Source organism: Bacteroides ovatus (assembly GCF_001314995.1).
Classification (GTDB): domain Bacteria; phylum Bacteroidota; class Bacteroidia; order Bacteroidales; family Bacteroidaceae; genus Bacteroides; species Bacteroides ovatus.
On record NZ_CP012938.1, the window covers coordinates 5,294,316 to 5,318,100 of the forward strand.

General features: G+C 40.1%; 14 protein-coding genes. All 14 read left to right on the plus strand.

The window, feature by feature from the left end; genetic code table 11:
- The first annotated feature begins 8 nt into the window (after positions 1 to 8).
- The 14 genes from Bovatus_RS20005 (at position 9) to Bovatus_RS20070 (ending at position 23,679) form a co-directional block, all read left to right on the plus strand.
- A complete protein-coding gene (locus Bovatus_RS20005) occupies positions 9 to 1,046 on the plus strand; it encodes a DHH family phosphoesterase (protein ID WP_004297310.1) in 1,038 nt (345 codons plus the stop codon).
- Between the two features lie 118 nt (positions 1,047 to 1,164).
- Positions 1,165 to 1,860 carry a DUF4827 domain-containing protein gene (locus Bovatus_RS20010; protein ID WP_004297311.1) on the plus strand — a complete coding sequence of 232 codons (696 nt, stop codon included), beginning with the start codon at positions 1,165 to 1,167 and terminating at the stop codon, positions 1,858 to 1,860.
- 42 nt (positions 1,861 to 1,902) lie between these two features.
- Positions 1,903 to 3,291, plus strand: coding sequence for a phosphoglucosamine mutase (gene glmM, locus Bovatus_RS20015; RefSeq protein ID WP_004297312.1), 1,389 nt, complete (start codon positions 1,903 to 1,905; stop codon positions 3,289 to 3,291).
- A 403-nt stretch (positions 3,292 to 3,694) separates the two neighbouring features.
- The gene (locus tag Bovatus_RS20020; protein WP_004296724.1) at positions 3,695 to 4,099 is read left to right on the plus strand and encodes a hypothetical protein; all 405 of its coding nucleotides are present in this window, start codon (positions 3,695 to 3,697) and stop codon (positions 4,097 to 4,099) included.
- A complete protein-coding gene (gene tnpB, locus Bovatus_RS20025) occupies positions 4,087 to 4,437 on the plus strand; it encodes an IS66 family insertion sequence element accessory protein TnpB (protein ID WP_004296723.1) in 351 nt (116 codons plus the stop codon). Before Bovatus_RS20020 ends, tnpB begins: the two co-directional genes overlap by 13 nt.
- Before the next feature lie 86 nt (positions 4,438 to 4,523).
- Entirely contained in the window at positions 4,524 to 6,089 is a 1,566-nt protein-coding gene (gene tnpC / locus Bovatus_RS20030; RefSeq protein WP_004296722.1) for an IS66 family transposase, read from the plus strand.
- 713 nt (positions 6,090 to 6,802) lie between these two features.
- Entirely contained in the window at positions 6,803 to 10,753 is a 3,951-nt protein-coding gene (locus Bovatus_RS20035) for a helix-turn-helix domain-containing protein (protein ID WP_004297314.1), read from the plus strand.
- Positions 10,754 to 10,984: 231 nt separating this feature from the next.
- Complete coding sequence (locus Bovatus_RS20040; RefSeq protein ID WP_004297315.1) at positions 10,985 to 13,138, plus strand: TIM-barrel domain-containing protein; 2,154 nt, start codon at positions 10,985 to 10,987, stop codon at positions 13,136 to 13,138.
- 42 nt (positions 13,139 to 13,180) lie between these two features.
- A complete protein-coding gene (locus Bovatus_RS20045; RefSeq protein ID WP_004324754.1) occupies positions 13,181 to 14,740 on the plus strand; it encodes a glycoside hydrolase family 76 protein in 1,560 nt (519 codons plus the stop codon).
- 432 nt (positions 14,741 to 15,172) lie between these two features.
- The gene (locus Bovatus_RS20050; protein WP_224440820.1) at positions 15,173 to 16,768 is read left to right on the plus strand and encodes a C2 family cysteine protease; all 1,596 of its coding nucleotides are present in this window, start codon (positions 15,173 to 15,175) and stop codon (positions 16,766 to 16,768) included.
- Between the two features lie 109 nt (positions 16,769 to 16,877).
- Entirely contained in the window at positions 16,878 to 20,015 is a 3,138-nt protein-coding gene (locus tag Bovatus_RS20055) for a SusC/RagA family TonB-linked outer membrane protein (RefSeq protein ID WP_004297318.1), read from the plus strand.
- 22 nt (positions 20,016 to 20,037) lie between these two features.
- Complete coding sequence (locus tag Bovatus_RS20060) at positions 20,038 to 21,957, plus strand: RagB/SusD family nutrient uptake outer membrane protein (protein WP_004323617.1); 1,920 nt, start codon at positions 20,038 to 20,040, stop codon at positions 21,955 to 21,957.
- Between the two features lie 36 nt (positions 21,958 to 21,993).
- Positions 21,994 to 23,139 (plus strand): SusE domain-containing protein, encoded by a 1,146-nt coding sequence (locus tag Bovatus_RS20065; RefSeq protein ID WP_004297320.1) that lies wholly within the window; start codon positions 21,994 to 21,996, stop codon positions 23,137 to 23,139.
- Positions 23,140 to 23,202: 63 nt separating this feature from the next.
- Positions 23,203 to 23,679, plus strand: coding sequence for a hypothetical protein (locus Bovatus_RS20070; RefSeq protein WP_004297322.1), 477 nt, complete (start codon positions 23,203 to 23,205; stop codon positions 23,677 to 23,679).
- The last annotated feature ends 106 nt before the right edge of the window (positions 23,680 to 23,785 follow it).

Here is a 23,785-nt window from a genome sequence, read left to right on the forward strand (position 1 = left end):
ATAAGAGTATGTTGACGAAAGTAATTGAACAAGCCAAAATAGACCATTTTACTAAATGGTTTGAACGAGCTGACAAAATAGTAATTGTATCTCATGTTTCTCCTGACGGCGATGCTATCGGTTCTTCATTGGGATTATATCATTTTTTAGATTCACAAGAGAAAACAGTAAACGTAATTGTGCCGAATGCTTTTCCCGATTTTCTGCGGTGGATGCCGGGCAGTAAGGATATCCTGTTGTATGACCGTTACAAAGACTTTGCAGATAAATTGATCGCCGAAGCAGACGTCATCTGTTGCCTCGATTTCAATGCACTGAAGCGTATCGACGATATGGCAGATGCTGTGGCCGCTTCTCCGGCACGTAAAATAATGATCGATCATCATTTATATCCCGAAGATTTCTGTAAGATAGTAATGTCCTATCCCAAAATATCTTCTACTTCCGAACTGATATTTCGTCTCATCTGCCGTATGGGATATTTCAGTGATATCTCTAAGGAAGGCGCAGAATGTATCTACACAGGGATGATGACAGATACCGGTGGGTTCACCTATAACTCGAACAACCGGGAGATTTATTTTATCATTAGCGAACTCCTTTCTAAAGGAATCGATAAAGATGATATTTATCGTAAGGTGTACAACACCTATTCGGAGAGCCGTTTACGTTTGATGGGATATGTATTATCGAACATGACTGTGTATTCGGAATCTAATTCGGCTCTAATCACCCTGACAAAAGCAGAGCAAAGCAAATTTAACTATATAAAAGGCGATAGCGAAGGCTTTGTTAATATTCCCCTTTCCATTAAAAATGTCTGTTTCTCTTGCTTCTTGAGGGAAGATACCGAGAAACCGATGATTAAAATATCCCTTCGTTCAGTAGGAACCTTCCCATGCAATCAGTTAGCTGCCGAATTCTTCCATGGAGGAGGCCACTTGAATGCTTCGGGCGGTGAATTTTTCGGAACGATGGAAGAGGCAAAAGCGGTCTTTGAGAAAGCGCTTGAGAAATATAAACCTTTACTAACAGCGAAAAGCTAAAGATGGAAGGTTAAAAGTGAATATGGAAAGGTTAAAAGATACGAACTTTCAACTTCCCCCTTTCAACTTTTAATGATTTTGAGATACATTTGTGCGGAATATAGCTAAATAACAGATAATGAAGAAACTTGTATTTTTATTTCTCTCTTTGTTAACCGCCGGAAGTCTGTTCCAGGCATGCGACAATTCGAAGACTTATGCAGAAATGCTGGAAGACGAGAAAAATGCGGTGAATAAGTTCATCAAAGATAATGATATCCGTGTCATTTCACTGGAAGAGTTTGAACGGGATACGATTACAGCTTCTAAAGAAGCGGGGAATGGATATGACGAATACGTTGCTTTCTCCAATGGCGTATATATGCAGATCGTAGATCGTGGAGGAAAAGAGGATAAGAATGGAGTTGAAGTTATTAATGAGGTAGATACTTTTGCTAACAATAATGTCATTTGTACCCGCTATGTAGAACAGGATATGATGACAGGAGATACTACATGTTTCAATGTTCCTTTGGAAAAATGGATGGATATTTCTGAATATTATAAGTCTCCATTAACATTCCGTTATGTGCAAAACTCATCTACTGTTTATGGAATCGTTTTATCTGGTGATTTTGATTATGACTATTTGTGGACAGTTGCTAATGGTTATGGAACTGCAATTCCATCCGGATGGCTGATTGCTTTACCATATTTGCGTAATAATGCCCATGTACGCCTAATTGTACCTTCTAAGATGGGACATACAACTGCACAACAATATGTCAATCCTTATTTCTATGATATCCGGAAGTTCGAGAAAGCAAAAAGCTAAAGCACTAACATTAGATAAATCAAATCTTTAACTAAAGAACCTATGACTCTAATCAAATCTATCTCTGGAATCCGCGGAACTATTGGCGGAGGAGCGGGAGAAGGACTGAACCCGCTTGACATTGTAAAATTCACCTCGGCTTATGCTACTTTGATTCGTAGAACCTGCAAGGCAAAGAGTAATAAGATTGTTGTGGGACGTGATGCCCGCATTTCCGGTGAAATGGTAAAAAACGTAGTAGTCGGCACATTGATGGGAATGGGCTGGGATGTAGTAGACATTGATCTTGCTTCTACCCCGACCACAGAACTTGCTGTAACAATGGAAGGCGCCTGTGGCGGTATTATCCTGACAGCTTCTCATAACCCGAAACAGTGGAACGCACTAAAATTGCTGAATGAACATGGTGAATTTCTGAATGCAGCCGAAGGCAACGAAGTACTTCGTATTTCTGAAGCTGAAGAATTTGACTATGCCGATGTCGACCATCTGGGATCTTACCGCAAAGACCTGACTTATAATCAGAAACATATCGACAGTGTATTGGCTCTTGACCTGGTAGATGTAGAAGCTATCAAAAAAGCTGATTTCCGGGTAGCTATTGACTGTGTAAACTCGGTAGGCGGTATCATTCTTCCCGAACTTCTTGAACGTTTAGGTGTGAAACATGTAGAGAAACTCTACTGTGAACCTACCGGAAACTTCCAGCACAACCCCGAACCGCTTGAAAAGAACCTCGGTGACATCATGAACTTAATGAAAGGTGGAAAGGCCGATGTAGCTTTTGTTGTAGACCCCGATGTTGACCGTCTGGCAATGATCTGCGAGAATGGCGTAATGTACGGTGAAGAATATACACTGGTTACTGTTGCCGACTATGTACTGAAACATACCCCCGGTAACACTGTTTCTAATTTGAGCTCTACTCGTGCTTTGCGTGATGTAACTCGCAAGTATGGAATGGAATACAGCGCTTCTGCCGTAGGCGAAGTAAATGTTGTAACGAAGATGAAAGCAACCAATGCCGTTATCGGCGGTGAGGGAAATGGTGGAGTAATTTATCCTGCTAGTCACTACGGACGTGATGCATTGGTAGGCATCGCATTATTCCTTAGCCATCTGGCTCACGAAGGAAAAAAGGTTAGCGAGCTCCGTGCTACTTATCCTCCTTACTTCATTGCTAAAAACCGTGTAGACTTGACTCCGGAAATCGATGTAGATGCTATCCTTGCCAAAGTGAAGGAAATCTATAAGAACGAAGAAATCAACGATATCGACGGTGTGAAAATAGACTTTGCCGACAAATGGGTGCATTTGCGCAAGAGTAATACAGAACCGATCATCCGTGTGTATAGTGAAGCTTCTACTATGGAAGCTGCCGAGGAAATCGGTCAGAAGATAATGGATGTGATTAATGAATTAGCAAAATAATATCCTGTAAAATAGGATTTTATTTATAACATTTGAGTCTCGTATATCATAAAGATAACTGAATAAGTTGTCTCATTGATATACGAGACTTTTTATTAGGATGATATCCACTGAATAATGATAGTTACTCTTCTCCTTGAGTATTAACAATAAAGTTTCTTTTGATTAAGTCTAAACTTCCTTTCGTCCAATAGTAAACTTCTCTTTTGTTATTTACAAACTTAAAATGCAAGCTTCATTTTTATAAATGCAAGTTTTGTTTTTAAAAATGGAACCTTTGTTTTTATAAATGAAGCTTGCATTTATAGATTGGAAGGGATGAAAAGCGTAAGCGTCTCCGCGATTCTATCTTGTCGCCCTTTTTTCATTCTTATATTTTTGCTATGTATAAAAATGAAGCATTATGGATTTAGCAGAAAATCGATTTGGAAAAACTTGGAAACATTTCCTTGAAGCATTGAAAGTAGACTACAATTGTTCTTTAGCCGATGTTTGCCGCGATCAGCATACCACTTTTGGTGGTATGAGTTCCTGGATGTCCAGACGGGGCTATAGCGTTAAACAAGCCAAGGCAGATGTGGTCCGTGATTATTATGGCGGCGTTGAACCCTCCCAACCGACAACTTCCTCTCCTTCATTCACTCAAATAGCACCCGCCATGTTGTCGGAAGAAGAGTTTAGTCTTGCCGGGATCACAATCACCTTTAACAGTGGAACCACCATTTCGGTCAAACGGGCCACACCCGGTGGTGTTATTAAAATGTTGCGCGATTACGAAAGAAAGGAGGGAGATCCATGTATTCTCTAACATCAGCCAATCGATACTATCTGTACCAGGGCTTTGTTCGTATGAACCTTGGCATTGACGGTTTATTCAAAATTATACGATCGGAAATGAAGGACTTGTCTCCCGTTTCCGGAGATATCTTTTTATTCTTTGGTAAAAACCGACAAAGTGTAAAAATACTGCGTTGGGATGGCGATGGCTTTCTTCTGTACTACAAGCGCCTCGAAGGTGGAAGTTTTGAGTTACCGACATTTAACCCCAATACAGGTAATTACGAGATTTCTTATCAGGTTTTGTCTTTTATCTTAAATGGAGTGTCATTAAAGTCTGTACGGTTGAGAAAGCGTTTTAGGATCTAATTCAACATTCTGATTATTAGATATTTGCGCTAAAGATATCATCCGGTTTATTTGGCCAATTCGTTGATTTTTTATATCTTTATGCCATGAAAAAGGATGAGATCATAGAGTTATTGAAGGAACAAATCAAGGGATTACGAGATGACAACAACAGACTCTTGGACCAAATAGATGCTTTGATAAAGGAGGTTTCTTCCCTTAAAGAGGCACTCCTTCAAAAAGGCGAATCTCTTAGCAAGCAACAGCGCCTTACTAAGGGACTCGCCAAACTTGTATCCAACACATCCGAACAGCAACAGGCTCCCCAATCTGCCATATCCGAAGAGGAGCGACAGAAGATAGAAGCGGAAAAAGCAGATAAGCGTAAAGCAAGAAAGAACAATGGGGCCAAACGTGACATGCATTATGAGATGGAGGAAGAAGAACATGTCGTTTATCCCGATGATCCCGATTTTGACATCAATAAGGCCCGGTTGTTTACCACTGTTCCCAGAATATGCGTCCGCTATGAATGTGTACCCATGCGCTTCATCAAGCATGTCTACAAGATACACACCTATACGCAAGAAGGTCGCCTGTTTGAGGGAAAAACACCGGCTTCGGCCTTCTTGAATTCCAGCTATGACGGTTCATTTATTGCCGGATTGATGGAATTACGTTATATACAATCGCTACCTGTTGAAAGAATCATCAACTACTTCGAGAGTCATGGCTTTACGCTGAAGAAACCTACGGCTCATAAGTTGATAGAGAAAGCCTCAAACCTCTTCGAAAATCTTTATAAGTGCATCCGGCAGACAGCTTTGAGTGATCCTTATAAGGCAGCCGATGAAACCTATTACAAAATACTCGTCCCAGAAAAGAACAGCAAGGGAAAAGGAGTCAGGAAGGGATACCTTTGGGTGGTTGTCGGCATAAACACCAGGATGATATACTTGCTCTATGATGACGGCTCCCGGTCTGAAAGAGTTATTCTTAACGAATTAGGCAGTTGCAAAGGTATCATACAAAGCGATGGTTACTCACCTTACCGGAAGCTCGAAAGCGATGCTTATCCCAATATCACACGCATCCCGTGCTTGCAACATATAAAACGGAAATTTATAGATTGCGGTGAGAAGGAGCCGGATGCAAAAAGAATCGTGGAGCTGATAAACGCACTTTATCAAAACGAGCATAAGCATAAAGTTGGGGTTGAGGGATGGACGGTAGAACAGAATCTTATGCATCGAAAAAAGTATGCGCCGGACATACTCGGAGAAATAAAAGATGTGCTTGATGAAATAGAAGAACGGGGGGATTTATTACCTAAGAGCGAACTGCAGGAAGCCATTACCTATCTTCGCAATGAGTGGAATGCAGTGGTGGACATCTTTAATTATGGTGACACTTATCTGGACAACAATATGGTTGAACGGATGAACCGGTACATATCCTTATCTAGAAAAAACTCATTGTTCTTCGGCAGCCATAAGGGGGCCGAACGAGGCGCCATACTCTATACGATAGCACTCACTTGTAGGATGCATAAAGTGAATCTATTTGAGTATCTCACGGATGTGATAAACAGAACAGCCGAATGGCAACCGAACACACCAATTGAAAAATACAGGGAACTGCTTCCTGACAGATGGGAAAAGGCTAATGACTAAAAAGGGATCATTAGCCTTTTTATTTTAATACACTATATAGAATCGCGGAGACGCTTACTGAAAAGCAACTTTACTGTTAATAAAAAGAAAGTTTGGACTTAATCAAGAGCAACTTTTCTATTAATAGATTACATGAGAAGTAAGCAGTATTGAGAGGAAACTAATCTATATAGCTTACTTCTCTACTTCGTTAGAATAGATATAGTATAAGGAGGTTAGTGATATACAAAGGTTTATAGATCTTATAATCAATGATAAATAAACGGCTTATATATGTAGATTTGATATGTGAAAAGGATAATTAAAGGAAAATTGTAGTATATTTGTACTGTCCTTTAGGACGTTTTTATTATAAGGAAGCGTTTAGTGCTTTTTCTCAAGTGCGAATCTGGACAATTCGAGCTGTGTTGAGGAAATAAACAAAACGTTCTCCCTTTGGTTTGTATGTTGCACCTAGGTGCTGATATACAGTCAAGGGCGTGAGCTGTTTTTGCTTGTATTCAACACAGAGGTAGTCCAGAACCTGCACTTGGATATAAGTTTAGCGGTCTCGCGCTTCTTTTGTGTATACACTTCTGTTGAGACTAGGAAGGAACTAACAAATTGAAAAACATGCAAACGGTACAAGTGTTGCCAGTAATGTTACTAATGTCCGTAACAGTATCAGCAAGAGGCCTAACAGGTTTTGAACAGCTTATTGATAAACGTACGACATGAAAATAAAACTGATAGCATTATTTATAATGATGAGATCATTGGCTGCTATAGCTGACAATGATACTTATTTCTTTTCAAAAGTAGATTATCAACAAGGCTTATCCAATAGTGCAGTGCTTTGTCTTTTTCAAGATAATGTGGGGCTGATGTGGTTTGGCACGTATGATGGAGTGAACTGTTGGGATGGAAAGACGATGGAAGTGTTTCGCTCTGATTTTTCAGAAAGCAAAACGTTGAGCAATAACGTGATTCATTCCATTTCGCAGGCAGATAACAGTTGCTTATGGATTTCTACCCATTTGGGAGTAAACCGCTTCTCGCAAAAGGCGAGGCAAGTGGTAGCCAACTATGATTTTTCAGGTGATTATTATGTTCATTCTAATAATCAGGGAAACACTTGGATACTTACCGGAGACGGAATTTACTATTATAATACGCATCATCAACGTTTTATCCGGGTACAAACTTCTGTTTTACCAGTGGATAGTATGGAACGACGTGCATTTGTGACCGATGATGGGGGGCTTTGGGTATTTCCACCTAGTACGGGACAAATTCTTAATTACTCACTCAATAGGTTTGATACGGATAGTTTGTCGGTGAAATTATCTATCTCAACAAACAAGTTCCATTCGAAAGCAATTGAAGATATTTTCTATCAGAATGGTATTTTTTGTTTCGTAGATTGTGACAGAGATTTATATATGTATGATATCTCTCGTAAATCCAAGATTTATATTCGTAATCTTTCATCACTCGTTCAGAAATATGGAGTAATAACAGGGATTGTTCCCTTTTATGAAGATATTATCATTGGATTTCGTGCTAATGGATTGATTCGTTTACGTACTTCTAAAAAGTATGAAGAAGAGATCGTCAATCGTAATATCCGAATCTATGGAATTTATAGGGAACCGCGTCAAGGGTTGCTTTGGATTGCATCGGACGGGCAGGGAGCTGTGATGTACGCCAAAAAATATTCGATCGCTACCAATTTGATGTTGAATCGTATGTCACCTAATTTGAGTAGACAAGTACGTTCGATACTGACAGATGAATATGGAGGATTATGGTTTGGAACAAAGGGAGATGGGCTTTTACATTTGCCTGATTATCATGAAGCAGTAGGAAATCCTCTTGGGAGGGCTATGGTTTATTCTCCTGGAGAGAAACAGGTAATGTCATCATATATTAAATGGAATCATGAGTTTCACGTTTATAAACTGGCCCAAAGTCGCTATATGGATGGCTTCTGGATAGGGGCAGGAAATCCGGGATTATTTTATTATTCATTCAGAGATGATGCTGTGCATTCGGTAGAATATTCTTCCGGTCGACCTGTTATTGAGATACATGATATTTATGAAGAAAATGATAGTGTGTTATATGCTGTAACGGCGGTGGATGGTTTTTATAAAATGGTGCTTGAAAAGAAAGGAGGGACTATTAATGTACGTCAGCAAAAACGTTATCATTTTTTTCATGAGCAACGGGAGATTATGATGTTTTATCCCATGTTGGCGGAAGGGGATTCTATCTTATGGTTAGGTAGTCGTGAAAAAGGACTTGTTCGTTTCGATAAACGAACGGAAGAATATCAAGTCATCTCTTTGAAAGAAAAGCTGCGCAAGTCGGTAGACGATATATTAAGTTTGTACCGCACTGAAGATGGTAAAATGTATGTAGGAACAACTTCTGGTTTGGTTTGTCTTTCATTTTGTGGAAAGAAGATAGAAGCTACTTATATCGGTAGGGAGCAGGGACTTCTTAATGATATGATACATGGTATACAGGAAGATGGCAATGGCTTCCTTTGGCTGGGTACCAATCGCGGACTCATCAAATATAATCCGAAAAATGGCTCGTCGCATGATTATTATTACAGTGCCGGTGTGCAAATAGGAGAGTTTAGTGATGATGCCTATTATCAGTGTCCTTATACAGGCAGTCTTTTCTTTGGAGGAATTGATGGACTGCTTTATCTGGATCGTAAAGTGGCGGCTGCCCCTGAGTTTTATCCGGATATTGTGTTACGTCGGTTGTGGCTTGGGCGGACAGCAGTAAATTTAGGTGATTATTATACGGAAGATGGAAAAAGTCTGCAATTGGAAGGAGCGGAAACTTCTTTCTCTCTTTCTTTTACCGTACCTGATTATTTGACCGGGAAAGAAGTGGAATATTCATTCATCCTGGAAGGATATGATAACCAATGGACTTCATTCAGCAGCATCAATGAGGCTTCATATACTGATGTGCCTGCGGGTGATTATATTTTTAAAGTCCGTTATAAGAAAGACGTGTTCGATACGGAGTATAAATTCTTTTCCATTCCCATACATATTCTTCCACCGTGGTATCAGTCGCTATGGGCTTATCTCCTTTATATTTTATTAATAGTGCTCTTTGTGGTTTATTTGTTTCATTTACTTCGTAAATATATCCTTCATGAACGTATACTGAAACGGTTGCTCAATACGGAAAATAATAAAAAGGTGCTGGAAAGTAGTAGTTATAATCGTGACTTATTGGATAGTTTTACCCTCATTTACCATGCTTGCGATCAGCTACGTGCAGAAAACACCTCTTATGAACAACGTCGTAAGCAAGTGGAGTTAATACGTGAAACAGCGATGAGTGCTCTTTTCCGGCCAGAGACGCTTTATTCAGAGAAACTGAAGCATTTTTATCCTACTACCTTTGTTTTGTCTGCCCGTATGTGTATACAGGAGTTATCTATGGAAGTACTTCGCACGTTGAAGTCAGAAGGAGTAGATGTTACTTTGGTACAATCTCTGATTCCTGCGAATTTTACTTTTCCGGTCTATAAAAATGCTTTACGTTGTATTCTTTATTATTGTTATCAGTTTGTTTGTCAGAAAACATCGTCAGGCAGAATTACGGTTAGTGTGCAGGAAGAAAACGGCAAGATGTCGTTAATAATATCTGGTACGGTTGAGGTGCTTAAAGAACTACAACAACAACTGACCGGAACTCCTTCCTCTGTGTTTAATAAAGAAGATATTGATCGGTTTTTCGGTATTCAGTTGATGCTTTGTTTTGTGCAATCAGCTTTAGAGCAACTTCATACAGTTGTTCGTTATGTAGAATCTGACAGTGGCCAACATAGCCTGATGCTTACTTTCGATCCCGCCACATTAATTGAAAATCAATCGAGTGAAAAGAAAACGATTCTTTTATTAGAAGATCGTGAAGAAATGGTTTGGTTGATAACAGGATTACTTTCTGAAGAATATTTGATACATTCGGTGAAAAGTGTACAGGTGGCATTTGAGGAAATTCATCGTTCGGTTCCTGCTGTTTTTTTAGTTGATATGGCTATGTATGCGGAAGAGGAAAGTACGTTTATGGAATATGTTGGAAAGAATCGCTCGGCTTTATCGAAAACAGCTTTTATTCCTTTGCTGACATGGAAAGCAAGTTCGGTTATTCAACGCGAATTGATTAAATGGTCCGATTCCTATATTGTACTACCCTATGATATTCTCTTTCTGAAAGAAGATGTTCATAAAGCTATTTATGGTAAGCGGGAAGCCAAACAAATTTATTTGGAAGATTTGGGTGAATTGGCAGGGCAAATAGTGTGTACTACAGCAGAACAGGCTGATTTTATCCGTAAACTTTTACAAGTGATTGAACAGAATCTTGAAGAGGAAGAATTGGGTTCAACATTGATAGCCGATCGTATGGCAATGAGTCCGCGCCAGTTTTATCGTAAGTTTAAGGAAATATCTCCCATTGCTCCTAGCGATCTGATTAAAAACTATCGGATGGAGAAAGCTGCGCGCCTTTTAAGAGAGGAAGATCTTTCTATTCAGGACGTTATTGCTGATGTGGGGATATCAAGTCGTTCCTATTTTTACAAAGAATTTGCTAGAAAATTCGGTATGACACCTAAGGATTATCGAGAACAGCATAAGAATCCGTAGTTTTCTTGTACTTTATATTGTGCGCTCATTATACACAATATATTGTAACACATTGTAAATGTCTTGTTTATAATGTGCTCCCATTGTACATGTTATGTGTCTTTTGACCAATGTGATTTTGCCAGCATTTTGTCATTTCAGAGGATGATTAATGAGTGAAAAAGTGTTTAATTCGCTTTGTACTTAGCCATTGAAGGATAAGTATTCAACAGAATCATTAATTAAGAAATCATGAAACAAAACTGCATTAAAACTGTAGCAATTAGTTTGCTCGTAACATTGTCTTTGTCAACTAATGCCTCTACGAGGAAGGTAAATGTCGCGCGTAGCGTTATGGTAGGAAATGGAATTGCCAAATTTGTACCTGATGGCTTTGATGCCAAGAAAGTACCTTCTTTTGCAATTGAAAAAGAACCTCGCGAACAGGGAGCGCTTTCTTCCGGGTGGGAGCTGGTTCCCGATTTTTCACTGACTGACGGTAAAGCGAATGCATCATTAATCATACCGGAAGGTACGAGTATCTACGGAGGCGGAGAAGTTACCGGATCTCTTTTAAGAAACGGAAAAACCATAAAACTGTGGAATACCGATTCCGGAGCATACGGAGTTGATAATGGAACGCGTTTGTATCAGTCACATCCATGGATGATGGGAGTCAGGAAGGATGGAACCGCCTTTGGTATTTTGTTTGATACTACTTGGAAAGCTGAATTAAGCAGTACAGATGAGAAAATAGAGTTAAGAAGTGAAGGGGAGCTTTTTCGTGTATTTATCATTGACAGAGAATCACCGCAGGCTGTTGTTCGAGGATTATCCGAACTAACCGGTACTATGCCGATGGTTCCGCGCTGGGCTTTAGGCTATCAGCAATGCCGTTTTTCTTATACGCCTGACAGTCGTGTAATAGAAATAGCCGATACGCTTCGTTACAAGCGTATTCCGTGTGATGCAATTTGGATGGACATTGATTATATGGATGGTTATCGTATATTCACATTTAACCCGCAAGGTTTTCCTGATCCAAAAGCTGTAAATCGAGACTTGCATCTGCGTGGGTTCCATTCGGTATGGATGATTGATCCGGGAGCTAAAGCTGAAACAGGTTATTCTGTCTATGATTCGGGAACAGCAAATGATGTTTGGGTAAAAACTGTAGATGGAAAAGAATATAACGGTGATGCATGGCCGGGGAAAGTGGCATGGCCGGATTTCACAGATCCTAAAGTTTGCCAGTGGTGGGGCGGACTTTATAAAGACTTTATGGCGCAAGGCGTAGATGGGGTTTGGAACGATGTGAACGAACCGCAAGTGAGTAATACACCTACCGGAACGATGCCGGAAGATAATTTGCATAGAGGTGGAAATGGAATTCCTGCCGGAACTCATTTGCAATATCATAATGTTTACGGGTTCTTAATGGTTAAGTCATCAAGAGAAGGAATGTTAGCCGCGCAACCTAAGAAACGTCCTTTTATTCTGACTCGTTCTAATTTTTTGGGAGGGCAGCGTTATGCCGCAACATGGACAGGTGACAATGGTTCCAGTCGCGAGCATATGGAGATGTCTGTACCTATGTCGTTAACATTGGGACTGTCGGGACAACCTATGAGTGGCGCTGACATTGGTGGCTTCTTGTTCCATGCAGATGCCGATTTGTTTGGGAATTGGATTGCACTGGGAGCTTTTTACCCTTTTTCTCGCGGTCATGCTTGTGCCGGAACCAACAATAAAGAGCCTTGGGCTTTTGGAAAAGAAATAGAAGAGGTTTCCCGTATTGCTTTGGAACGCAGATATATTTTGCTACCTTATTATTATACTCTTTTGCATGAGGCTTCCACAACAGGTATGCCTATCATGCGTCCGATATTCTTTGCTGATCCAAAAGATCTTTCGTTAAGAGCGGAAGAAAAAGCATTTCTGGTTGGTGATGACCTGTTGGTAATCCCTTCATTTGCTAAAAAAACGGCGCTTCCTAAAGGAATATGGGAGGATTTGTCACTAGTAGACGGGGATAAGGATGGTAAATATCAGGCAAAATTAAAGATTCGTGGTGGTTCTATCATTCCTACCGGCAAGATAATACAGAATACCACTGAAAATTCACTGGATCCTTTGATGCTTTTGGTCTGTTTGGATGAGCAAGGCAAGGCTTCCGGAAGTATGTATTGGGATGCTGGAGACGGCTGGTCATACCAAAAAGGTGATTATAGTTTACAACAGTTTACAGCAGAACGTAATGGTAACAAAGTCATGGTGAAACTGGTTGGAAAAACAGGAAAAAGAGAACTGGAGAATAAAGGGATGGCAATTGTCAAGGTGATAACTAAACAAGGTATTCGACTGGCTAGTGGTAATCTGACAGAAGGTATTGAAGTCGGATTGTAAACAGGCTACCACCTCGTTGGGAAATAATAAATGAAAAAATATATGGAAAAGATAATTGGTATATTGATAGTTCTATTTGTGGTTGGGACTACCATGCAGTCGTGTAGTGAAGATAGTAAAGAAGAGGAAAACTTTCTCCAAAAAATTGATCCGGTGGAGCAACTGGAAGTGTTGAATACAAATAGGGAGAAAGAGCTGGTTGTGAATTTTGTGAGGAAAACCTATGTGAAAGATCTCCAGATAGAAATAGCTTATCGGAGGATAGACACCGGAAAGACGCAGGAATGGAGCATTGTTTTATTAAATGGTAATGATGTCAAATACAAAAACGGAGCAAATTATTTGCTACAAGTACCTTCAGAGGGAACGTATGAGGTAGCGGTCACTTTAGTGGGAGTCAATGGTTTGCGGTCGGAGAGTAAAAGTCAGGAAGCGGCAACCTTTGAATATGCACAAATGAAAATGTTTGATTGTGCTCATACCTTGATGACAAAGGTTATAGAGTATTATTATCACAAGGGGCCTCGGACGTGTTGGCAGACATGGTATCCTAAGGCTGACGGTTATTGGGATGGAGACGCACTTGTATGGGGACAAGGTAGTGGATTGTCTGCGTTTGTGGCAATGAGAGAAGCTTCTCTTGGTACGGGGCAGGAACGGCACTATGAGTCTTTGGACAATGATATGTTCAGTGGTATTCAGGCTTTTTGGATAGCAGATCGTGGACGTACTGCATATAGTGTGTATCCGGCAGCTGGCAACGAGCGTTTTTATGATGATAATGTATGGATTGGACTTGATATGGCGGAATGGTATATTATTACTAGAGATAAACGTTATTTGACTCAGGCTGAGGCTGTGTGGAATTATTTGGCACAGTATGGGTGGGATGAAACTTGTGGTGGCGGAGTACATTGGAGAGAATTGAACGAACCTAGTAGGTCGAAGAATACTTGTTCTACAGCTCCGACAGGGGTATTGAGTTGTATTTTATATCAGTTAACTAACAAACAAATTTATTTGGATAAAGCAAAAGAGTGTTTTAACTGGTTGCAGACTTATATGTATGATCCTAGTGATCATTTGTATTATGATAACGCTTCTCCTAAAGATGATGATCCCACTCAGGTAGGTAACATAGAGAAGAATAAGTATTCTTATAATTCTGGTCAGCCTTTGCAGTTGGCTTGTCTTCTTTATAAAATAACGCAAGAGAATTCTTATTTGAATTTAGCAAAACAAATAGCGGAAGCTTGTCACAATAAGTGGTTTAAACAGTTTCATTCGGATATTTTGAAACGTGATTTTAAAGTCCTGTCGCCCGGACACGCATGGTTTAATACTATTATGTGTCGTGGATTTTTCGAACTCTACTCCATTGACAAGAACTCATTGTATTTGGAAGATATACATAGTACGATGTTACACGCCTGGTTTGGCAAAGCACATCATAATAATGGATTGATTAATAATGAGGATTTGAGTGGTTTAAGTGGAGATATTCCGACAGAAGACGGTGGCAATAAATGGCAGATTCTACATCAGGGTGCACTTGTAGAACTGTATGCTCGTTTAGCTGTATGGGAAAAAAAACAGAATTGATTTTCTCGTCGGCAGGTATTTGGAAAAATATCTGCCGGCAAGTTATATATTCTTAGGCAAGTCGTTTATTATTATAGCTAGTCTTTTTACGTCTATTAATAGTGGAGTCGGTACCTTACCCCATTTTGTTCGGGTTTGAAAAGAGAATACAGATTTGAATTAATACTTTTCTCTTGTGTTCTCTTATTGTTCTCTTATTCTGCTTAGTGGTGCTTAATGTGTTGAATATGAGGACTTTATTTTGTGCTCTTATTGTGCTTGTTGTGCGCTTCTTTGTCAACGAAATTTTGTCTTCATTTTGTCACGCCAGAGTATATGTAATAGGTGAAAAAGAACTTATTTTGCTTTCGTTAACAAGAAAAATATATGCATAGTTAAGAATACAAATGTATTTAGTAACCTTAATAAACAAGTAAAATGAATGTATTTAGAATGAAAAAACATCACGCGAAATCGTTGCGGTGGAAGATGAACACCGATTCTTTTCTTATGAAGAGTGGATTTCTATTTTCAATTTTATTATTGTCGTTTTGTGCTGCTAGCTGTTCAGATGATGATGAACAAGGAAAAGGAAGAGCTTTCTTTCAGACTTATTGGGCATTAGATGCCAATAATTCCAGTATGCCTTGTGGCGGAACTCTTTGGACTCAATATTCGGATGCACCTGTTGGGTCGGAAGTTGGAAAGTTAGTAGATAATGATTTAGACACAAAGTACGTTACTTATCATAGTAATGTGAATATAAATTGGAATGGAAACAGTAGTGTCTCAGTAAAATCCTATTCACTTACATCGGCAGCTGATTCTCCGGAAGCAGATCCGAAATCGTGGACATTATCCGGTTCTTCTGACAATCAAAAATGGGTAGTACTGGACACTCAGAAAGATCAGACTTTCGCAGAACGAAAACAGACGAAAACGTATGCTGTAGAAAATGAAGAAGAATATAGATATTATAGATTGAGCATACAAAGTAATCATGGGGCAAGTTCTACTCAACTCGCAGAGTTGTCATTGGCAGCATCTGCTTTCGTTGGAGACATTGATGATTTGATGTCGAAATCTTCCGGAAGTACGTATAGTCCGGATAATGTGATGGGTACTCAGCATGCCGAGTCGGATTTGTCCGTTACGCAGGAAAAATTGCTGTGGTTGAAAGATCCGAATAAAGAACCGGATCCTTTTGCCGGATTGAGTTGGGCTGGTTTCCAAGTCTCCAATCTTTATCCTTTTGGCGAACCTTGTCCGGCAGATGTAAACCAACATTCCATTGGTGACTGCTGTTTGTGTGCGGTGATGGGTTCTTTGTCTTACGTTTATCCGGGATTTATCAAGAATATTATTAAGAATAATGGCAACCAGACATTTACGGTGAAGCTGTACGATCCGAAAGGACAGCAGATCGAAGTCGGAGTAAGTAATCTGTTCGTGGGTACGAGTGGAAGTTTGGGCGCAAGTTCCGGCAAGAGCGGTCAGCCCACATGGTCTACAGTTCTTGAAAAGGCAGTCATCAAGTGGTTTCAAGCGTTTAGAAACACGTCGGACATTGGCGGTATCGGTTCGGAATATGCAGCAGCTATCATCACCGGTAATGGCTCCAGTTTTGCTTTTGCTCCGGAAAAATTAACTCCTGCCGAGCTGCAACGTGCCGTGTCGGTTTCACTGAAGAGAGGAAAACTGGTGGTAGGAGGATTCACTAAAAGCGATGTTCCTGTCGACGGTAAGTATAAAACTGTTTCTGCACATGCTTATACCGTGTCTTTGCCTGTGGATGATACGATGCTTTTCGTCATGCGTAATCCATGGGGTGCAGTGCCTACTATTAGTGGTGGACATGACGGGACGGGCGACGGCATGTTGTTCATCAAGGATGATAATACGGTTCCGCCGCTTATCGATCTCCGTATAATGGAACCGGGAGCAGCAGAAGAATTTGGAGTAGGAGGAAATTTATCTCCTTATACACCGCCTTCTTATACTCCGATGCCAATGCGCATCGCTCCTCATTTATTAAGAACTGGAAGGTAGTTTGATTTAATATTTGAATATACTCATATCCTGTAAAACGCAGGACTCAAAAGATCTTATTTATATGTTAAACTTAAAATTAATATTAACCTTAATTATACATTAAAGTATGAAAAATGTAATTCAAAGCATTTTGGGAACATTCTTTTTTGCTTCTCTAGCTGTCCCGGTTTGGAGTTTGCCAACTGATGGTATGGCTGCATCTTTGCGGGAAGCTTCCGTAGAGAGTACTTTGGAAGTGCAACAGCAGAAAGGAGTTCGTGTAACGGGAATGGTTACTGATAAGGATAAGAATCCATTGCCGGGAGTAACGATTGTTGTAGCTAATGTTGCAAACCCTTCGGGGGCAGTGACAGATGTTGACGGTTTGTTTCAAATAACCGTTCCGGCCAAAAATTCTACATTGGAGTTTTCTTATATTGGATTTAAGAAGAAATCTGTTTCGTTAAATGGATCGAAGTTACTCAATGTAGTTCTGGAGGAAGACGCTTCGGAGTTGGAGGAAGTTGTAATTACCGGTTATGGTAGCCAGAAGAAAGCGTCTATCATCGGTTCTATTGAGACGATTCAACCACAGCAACTGCAATTTGGTACAAGTCGTACATTAAGTAACAACTTAGCGGGTAAGTTAAGTGGTGTAATTGCTATTCAGCGTAGTGGTGAACCGGGGTATGATGATTCTAACTTCTGGATTCGTGGTATTAGTTCTTTTTCGGGCAGTAATTCTCCATTGATCTTGGTGGATGGTATTGCACGAGATCTTAATAACGTAGATGTAGCCGAGATTGAAAGTTTTTCTATTTTGAAAGATGCGTCGGCTAGTGCCATGTATGGTGTACGTGGTGCTAATGGTGTAATCGTCATCACAACGAAACACGGTCAAATTGGTGCACCCCAGGTAAGAGTACACGTAGAACATTCTATTAATCAACCTACCAAATTCCCAGATTTTTTGGATGCACCGGATTATATGACGTTACTCAACCAACTGGCTGCACAGGATGGAGCGATATTACCTTTTGATCAAACGCGTATTGATCGTACCCGTAGCGGATATGATCCCGATCTTTATCCGAACGTAAACTGGATTGATGCAATTACAAAAGATTATGCTTACACAACCAAAGGTAATTTGGAGGTAAGTGGTGGTTCTGATTTCTTGCGTTACTGTATCGTAGCTTCATATTTTAATGAGTCGGGTATTCTGCAACAAGATAAAACATTGCCGGTAGATAATTCTACGGACAATAATCAGTTCAATATGCGTTCGAATATTGATATGAACGTAACCAAAACTACCTTGATGCGTGTAAATATTGGTGGTTTTCTGAATCGTTTCAGGAAACAACGTTGCAGCACAGACCAAGCTTTTTCCGAAGCTTTCGAGACTTTACCTTTTGTGCACCCGGCACGTTATAGCGACGGTTCCATTCCTCGTGAAATGAATAGAGCTAACCCGTGGAGGACTGCGACGCAGGGAGGGTATGACTTCACTACCTCGTCCAAGATTCAGACTTTATTTTCTGTAGAACAAGACTTGAGACAGATTACGCCGGGATTGAAAGCTAAAGGTATCTTCAGTTTCGACCGTTGGAACAGTAGCAGGAGGTCGCGTACCAGCAATACTCCTACCGTACATCCGGCGACAGGGCGTGATGCAGAAGGTAATTTGGTGTATACGTCGTATGATGTGGGCGATGAATCAATGGGTAGTGAAACCGGCACTGAATATGGTAATACCAATGTTTATTTTGAGTTTAACTTGAATTATAGCCGTAAGTTCGGAAAGAACGATATTGATGCTTTGCTTCTTTATAATCAACAGGCTTATGACGACGGTTCTATTCAGGATTATCGTAAACAAGGGTTTGCAGGACGTTTGTCTTATACATACGATAGCCGTTATGTAGCTGAATTCAACTTCGGTTATAATGGTTCGGAAAATTTCGCCAAAGGTCATCGTTTCGGTTTCTTTCCTTCCGTAGCATTAGGTTGGTTGATGAGTGAAGAACCGTGGATGGAGCCTTTGAAAAACACTTTTGATAAGATTAAATTCCGTGCTAGTATGGGACAAGCAGGTAACGATAATATTGGTGGTCGTCGTTTTGCTTATTTGACTACACTAAAAACAGATGCCAGCGGATATACTTGGGGGACTACAGGACAAAAGAACTACGATAAAGGTATTACAGAAGGCGAGATTGGTGTGACAAATCTGACTTGGGAAACAGCTACTAAATCAAATCTTGGTCTGGAAGTTGGTTTGTGGAACGCGTTGGATATTACAGTAGATGTTTTCCGTGAAAAACGTAAGAATATCTTTATGCAACGTCGTATTATTCCTACACAAACAGGTTTTATCACAAATCCTTGGGCTAACTATGGAAAAGTAACGAATGGCGGTATGGAGGTTTCGATTAATTTGCACAAGCAACTTAATAAAGACTGGTTTACATCTTTCTATGGGAATTTTACTTTTGCCAAGAATCGTGTAGACGAGTATGACGAGGCTCCTTCTAAAATTGGTACTTATCGCGGACAGACAGGGCGCTCTATGAATGAACTTTGGGGGCTTACCGCTGAACGTTTGTTCACTGCAGACGATTTTGAGTCTGATGGTTCATTGAAATTCGGTATTCCAAAACAAGAGGTGGGTGCTGACAAACTTTATCCGGGTGACATTAAATATGTTGATATGAATGGAGACGGTAAAATTACTGAAGAAGACGAAGGTTATATTGGCGGAACGGAAGATCCGCGTATCGTTTACGGTTTTGGCGGTGTTATAGCTTATAAGAACATAGATTTTAATTTCTTCTTTCAAGGTACTGCCGACGCTCATCGTGTGATTGGTAATTCAACCATCTTCTTGCCAGGTAGTGGTACAACTGTGCAGGGGAATGCTTATTCTGAAAATCTGGATGATCGTTGGACGGATGATAATCAAGATCCGTATGCTTTTTGGCCTCGCCTTACATATGGTCCTAACAAGAACAACTATCGTGCTTCTACTTGGTGGAAGAAGGATATGAGTTTCTTACGTTTGAAAACTGTAGAAATCGGATATACTTTCCCGAAGAAATGGATGGAAAAAATTTACTCTAAGGGGGCGCGCGTATTTGTCAGCGGTAACAACCTCTTATGTTTCTCTCCTTTCAAATTGTGGGATCCGGAACTTGGTACTAATAATGGTTTGAAATATCCGATGAACCGTTCTATTTTGTTTGGTATTGATATTAATTTCTAAACTAAACCTCAAAAACAATTTTATGAGACATCTCAATTTTTCAAAATATATGGTAGCGGGTCTTATGGCGGCTTCGCTGCTTACGACAAATACTTCGTGTGCAGATTATCTTGATAAAGAACCTGACACGGAACTGGACATCGAAATGGTGTTTTCCAATAGAGATAAGGTGTATCAATGGTTGGCTTTTGTGTACAACACAATTCATGAGCCTGATAAATGGCGTATCTGGAAAGATGGTTACGAAGTGTTTGCTGATGACCTGACTCCTTCAAAGCGCTGGGAGCAATGGGATGGTAAAACCACCATTCCTAAAATCTTTGGTGAATGGACTGTCAATTCGACATGGGATGGCGATTTTTGGCGTATGATGCCGCAATATATCCGTCACGGATATATTTTTCAACAACGTGCCTATGCTTTGCCGGATAGTGATTTGCCACAGAGTGAAATAGATAATATGAAGATGGAAGTTAAGTTCCTAACTGCTTATGCTTGGTGGCAGTTGGCTGAAAACTATGGTGCTATTCCTTTTAAACCGGATTATATCACCCCTAGTGATTTCACCTTGTCTGATTTGATGATTGGACAAAGTCCTTTTGATGAAGTAGTAGATTATTGTGATCAACAAATGTTGGAGGCCGCAAATGCACTGCCTGCTATCTACGATGATCCTTCTAAATATGGTCGTATCAATAAGATTATGGCACTGACTGTTCGTTCTCGTATGTTATTGTTTGCTGCTAGCCCTCTGGTTAATGGTAATGAATGGTACAAAGATTATCGTAATAAAGCGGGGGAACTGGTATTCAATCCGACTTACGATCCCAACAAATGGGTAAAAGCAGCCGAGGCTTGCAAGCTTTGTATTGATGAAGCGGAAAAAGCAGGATACAAACTGTATGTTGAAACAGGTCCTACCGGTGAGAACGATCCATTCATGTCTACCTATAATGTCCATATCAAGAAATGGAGTGAAGGAAACCGAGAAATTACTTTCCCGGTAACAAAAGGAAACGGTTACTTTGATTTTTTCCTTTATGGAGCTTCCACACGTGAATTCAGTGGCGGTGGTGGTCAAGGAGTCTATCAAGGATTGGTTGATGCATTTTTCACAAGAAGGGGATTACCTATTCTTGAGGATGAATCTTATTCAGAAAAGGGATTCTCGGAAAATGTAGATAAACGTAATACTAGCTGGTCTTATGGTACCGGTAAAGAGGGAGAAATAACTGCTGCCGGAATCTATAAGATGTATTGCAACCGCGAACCTCGTTTTTATAATGCTGTTTCTTTCCATGGATCTTGGCAAGAATGTGCGAAGCGTCCGTATGACTTCTTCTACAACGGAAAAGACAATATTCGTACCAGCTCGCCTCATGATGCTCCTCAAAATGGTTATTTGGTTCGTAAGAGTCTTTGTATGACCGATAACAAAAAAACAGGTGTATATACTAGTCGTCAAGGTTTCACTTATCGGTTGGCTTTCACTTATTTGGATTATGCCGAAGCTAATAATGAGGCCTATGATACAAGTGCTGCCCGTGAATTGTGCTTAAAATATTTAAATAAGGTAAGAGAACGGGCAGGTGTGCGTCAGTACACATTTGACGCTGTCTCTGACTTGGATGAGAATTTTATACATATAGAGAACACGCAAGCAGCTGTGCGTAAAGTTGTCAAAGCTGAACGTCGTGTAGAACTTTGTTTGGAGAACAATCGCTGGTACGATCTTCGTCGTTGGAAAGATGTGGAAAATACACCGGAAATGATTGGTGATGATTATGGTATGAATTCAGAGGGAACTACCAATGAGACTTTCTTCAAACGTACCGTTTATCAGACTCGTGTATGGAAAAGATGTTACTATTGGATGCCAGTCTTTATTGATGAATATGAGAAGAACCCGAATTTGGTGCAAACTCCGTTCTGGCTCGAATAGTGAATAACAATCAATTATTTAATGAAGTAAAAAATTATGAAGAAGATATTCTATCAAATAATGGGGTTGTGCAGCATATTAGGAGTGGCGACAGCCTGTAATGAAGATCCAGAGTACTTCACGCTGGACGAACAGCCTGACGAGATGCATATTGTAGCTTCTACCGATAAGCTGGTGTTGGATAAAGGAAAGGAAGACGAAACTGCGATAACCTTTACTTGGGATGCCGCTAGTAGTCCGGTCAATGAGACTGACTTAGTGACCTACTCGTTACGTTTGTATGCTACGGCAAATAAAAGTGCAAATAATACCGATTTTTATGAATTGGATACTGATCGGAAAAAGAGTTTCACGCATGATGAACTTAATGCTATTATTGGTACTTGGGTGTTGCCGGGGCAAGAGGTTAAAGTTACTGCACAAGTCGTTTGTACCGTTCATAATGCGGACAAATACATAAAGCCGGAATCGTCCACGGTAGAATTTACTGTGTCGGGTTATGAGAAGTATCCTACTTATATTTACATTCACATGACAGATAATGAGGGTAAAGTCTCAACTCAACGGCTAGGACAACGCAACATGGGAACCGGTATTTATGAGGGTACATTTGATGTGACTCCTTGTGCGTATCATTTTATTACAGTAGCAGGTGGAGATTATCCTGCCTACGGTAATAGTGGAGATGGTCTTCATATGGTCTATTTGAATGAGGGTGAAATTACAGAATTTACTAATACAGAAACAGGACGTCGCACTTTCATTGTGGACACTAATAACGATTATAATGATTGCCGTATGATGGAAATTTTAGAACTACCTGTTCCTGAAACAATGTATATGGTAGGTAATGGTTGTTCTGTTGGTTGGACTCTTAATAGTGGTGATGGTCTTTTCAAAATAGAGAATGCTCGTAATCCACACCTGTATTCTTGGACAGGTGAGTTCAATGCTGGCGGTGAAATAAAAATCAGTCTTGGAGGTTCAAGTTGGGGTGAAGATCCGTTCTTCTTTGCTCCGGAGGCCGCTACCGATCCGTTAACAAATCATGACTTGACAAAGTATCGTCTGGAAAAAGATGGCGGTGACCTCAAGTGGGTTCCTACTGTAAGTGGTCGTTACAAGTTTACTTTCTGTTTGGATGTGAAAGATATGCATACAGAGTTTGTTCCTGCAAACTAATAAAAGAATGGAAGCCGGAAGAATTCCGGCTTCAAAACTTGAATACTATAAATCTTGATTACAATGAAACATTTATATCGTTTGGTAGTATCTTTACTACTATTTGTGGGCTTTCAGTCTTGCGTTGACGAAGATGGGGCCGGTGTTCCTTCACCTAAAAGTTTAATTATAGAGGCCGATGAGTATACGTTGGACATGACAGATCTTACCACTCCTCAATTTATAGCTTTCCGTTGGGTAGATGTAGGTAATGCCACTTATACGGTAGCATTTACTAAAGCCAGTGATTCTGATACAGAGAATATTGTCACAGAAGTCTTGAACAACGAGGTGACAGTTGAAGAAGAACTTAATGTGTTGAGTATGACCATAAGTAAAGTTCAATTAAAAGACTACTTGACAAAAGCTGGCTTTACACAAACAGGTACCTATGATGTTGTTATTAGCATCACTGCAACTCCTATTGATCTGTCTATTTCTACTGCTTTAGCCGAAGAAGGCAGTGTGAAAACGGCTGTCATTCATGTTACCAGAGATTGATTCTGTGTAAATTCAAACATCTCTTCTTTCTTTTTTTGTATTTTTGCATGAAAAGTGGAAGAGATGCCTTAATATTCTAAACCAAACCAATTATTCATTATTCAAA

Bases quoted from the DNA above. Each gene is read 5' to 3' on its own strand.
- Bovatus_RS20005 (WP_004297310.1), top strand. From the start codon at position 9: ATGTTGACGAAAGTAATTGAACAAGCCAAAATAGACCATTTTACTAAA.
- Bovatus_RS20010 (WP_004297311.1), top strand. From the start codon at position 1,165: ATGAAGAAACTTGTATTTTTATTTCTCTCTTTGTTAACCGCCGGAAGT.
- glmM (WP_004297312.1), top strand. From the start codon at position 1,903: ATGACTCTAATCAAATCTATCTCTGGAATCCGCGGAACTATTGGCGGA.
- Bovatus_RS20020 (WP_004296724.1), top strand. From the start codon at position 3,695: ATGGATTTAGCAGAAAATCGATTTGGAAAAACTTGGAAACATTTCCTT.
- tnpB (WP_004296723.1), top strand. From the start codon at position 4,087: ATGTATTCTCTAACATCAGCCAATCGATACTATCTGTACCAGGGCTTT.
- tnpC (WP_004296722.1), top strand. From the start codon at position 4,524: ATGAAAAAGGATGAGATCATAGAGTTATTGAAGGAACAAATCAAGGGA.
- Bovatus_RS20035 (WP_004297314.1), top strand. From the start codon at position 6,803: ATGAAAATAAAACTGATAGCATTATTTATAATGATGAGATCATTGGCT.
- Bovatus_RS20040 (WP_004297315.1), top strand. From the start codon at position 10,985: ATGAAACAAAACTGCATTAAAACTGTAGCAATTAGTTTGCTCGTAACA.
- Bovatus_RS20045 (WP_004324754.1), top strand. From the start codon at position 13,181: ATGGAAAAGATAATTGGTATATTGATAGTTCTATTTGTGGTTGGGACT.
- Bovatus_RS20050 (WP_224440820.1), top strand. From the start codon at position 15,173: ATGAAAAAACATCACGCGAAATCGTTGCGGTGGAAGATGAACACCGAT.
- Bovatus_RS20055 (WP_004297318.1), top strand. From the start codon at position 16,878: ATGAAAAATGTAATTCAAAGCATTTTGGGAACATTCTTTTTTGCTTCT.
- Bovatus_RS20060 (WP_004323617.1), top strand. From the start codon at position 20,038: ATGAGACATCTCAATTTTTCAAAATATATGGTAGCGGGTCTTATGGCG.
- Bovatus_RS20065 (WP_004297320.1), top strand. From the start codon at position 21,994: ATGAAGAAGATATTCTATCAAATAATGGGGTTGTGCAGCATATTAGGA.
- Bovatus_RS20070 (WP_004297322.1), top strand. From the start codon at position 23,203: ATGAAACATTTATATCGTTTGGTAGTATCTTTACTACTATTTGTGGGC.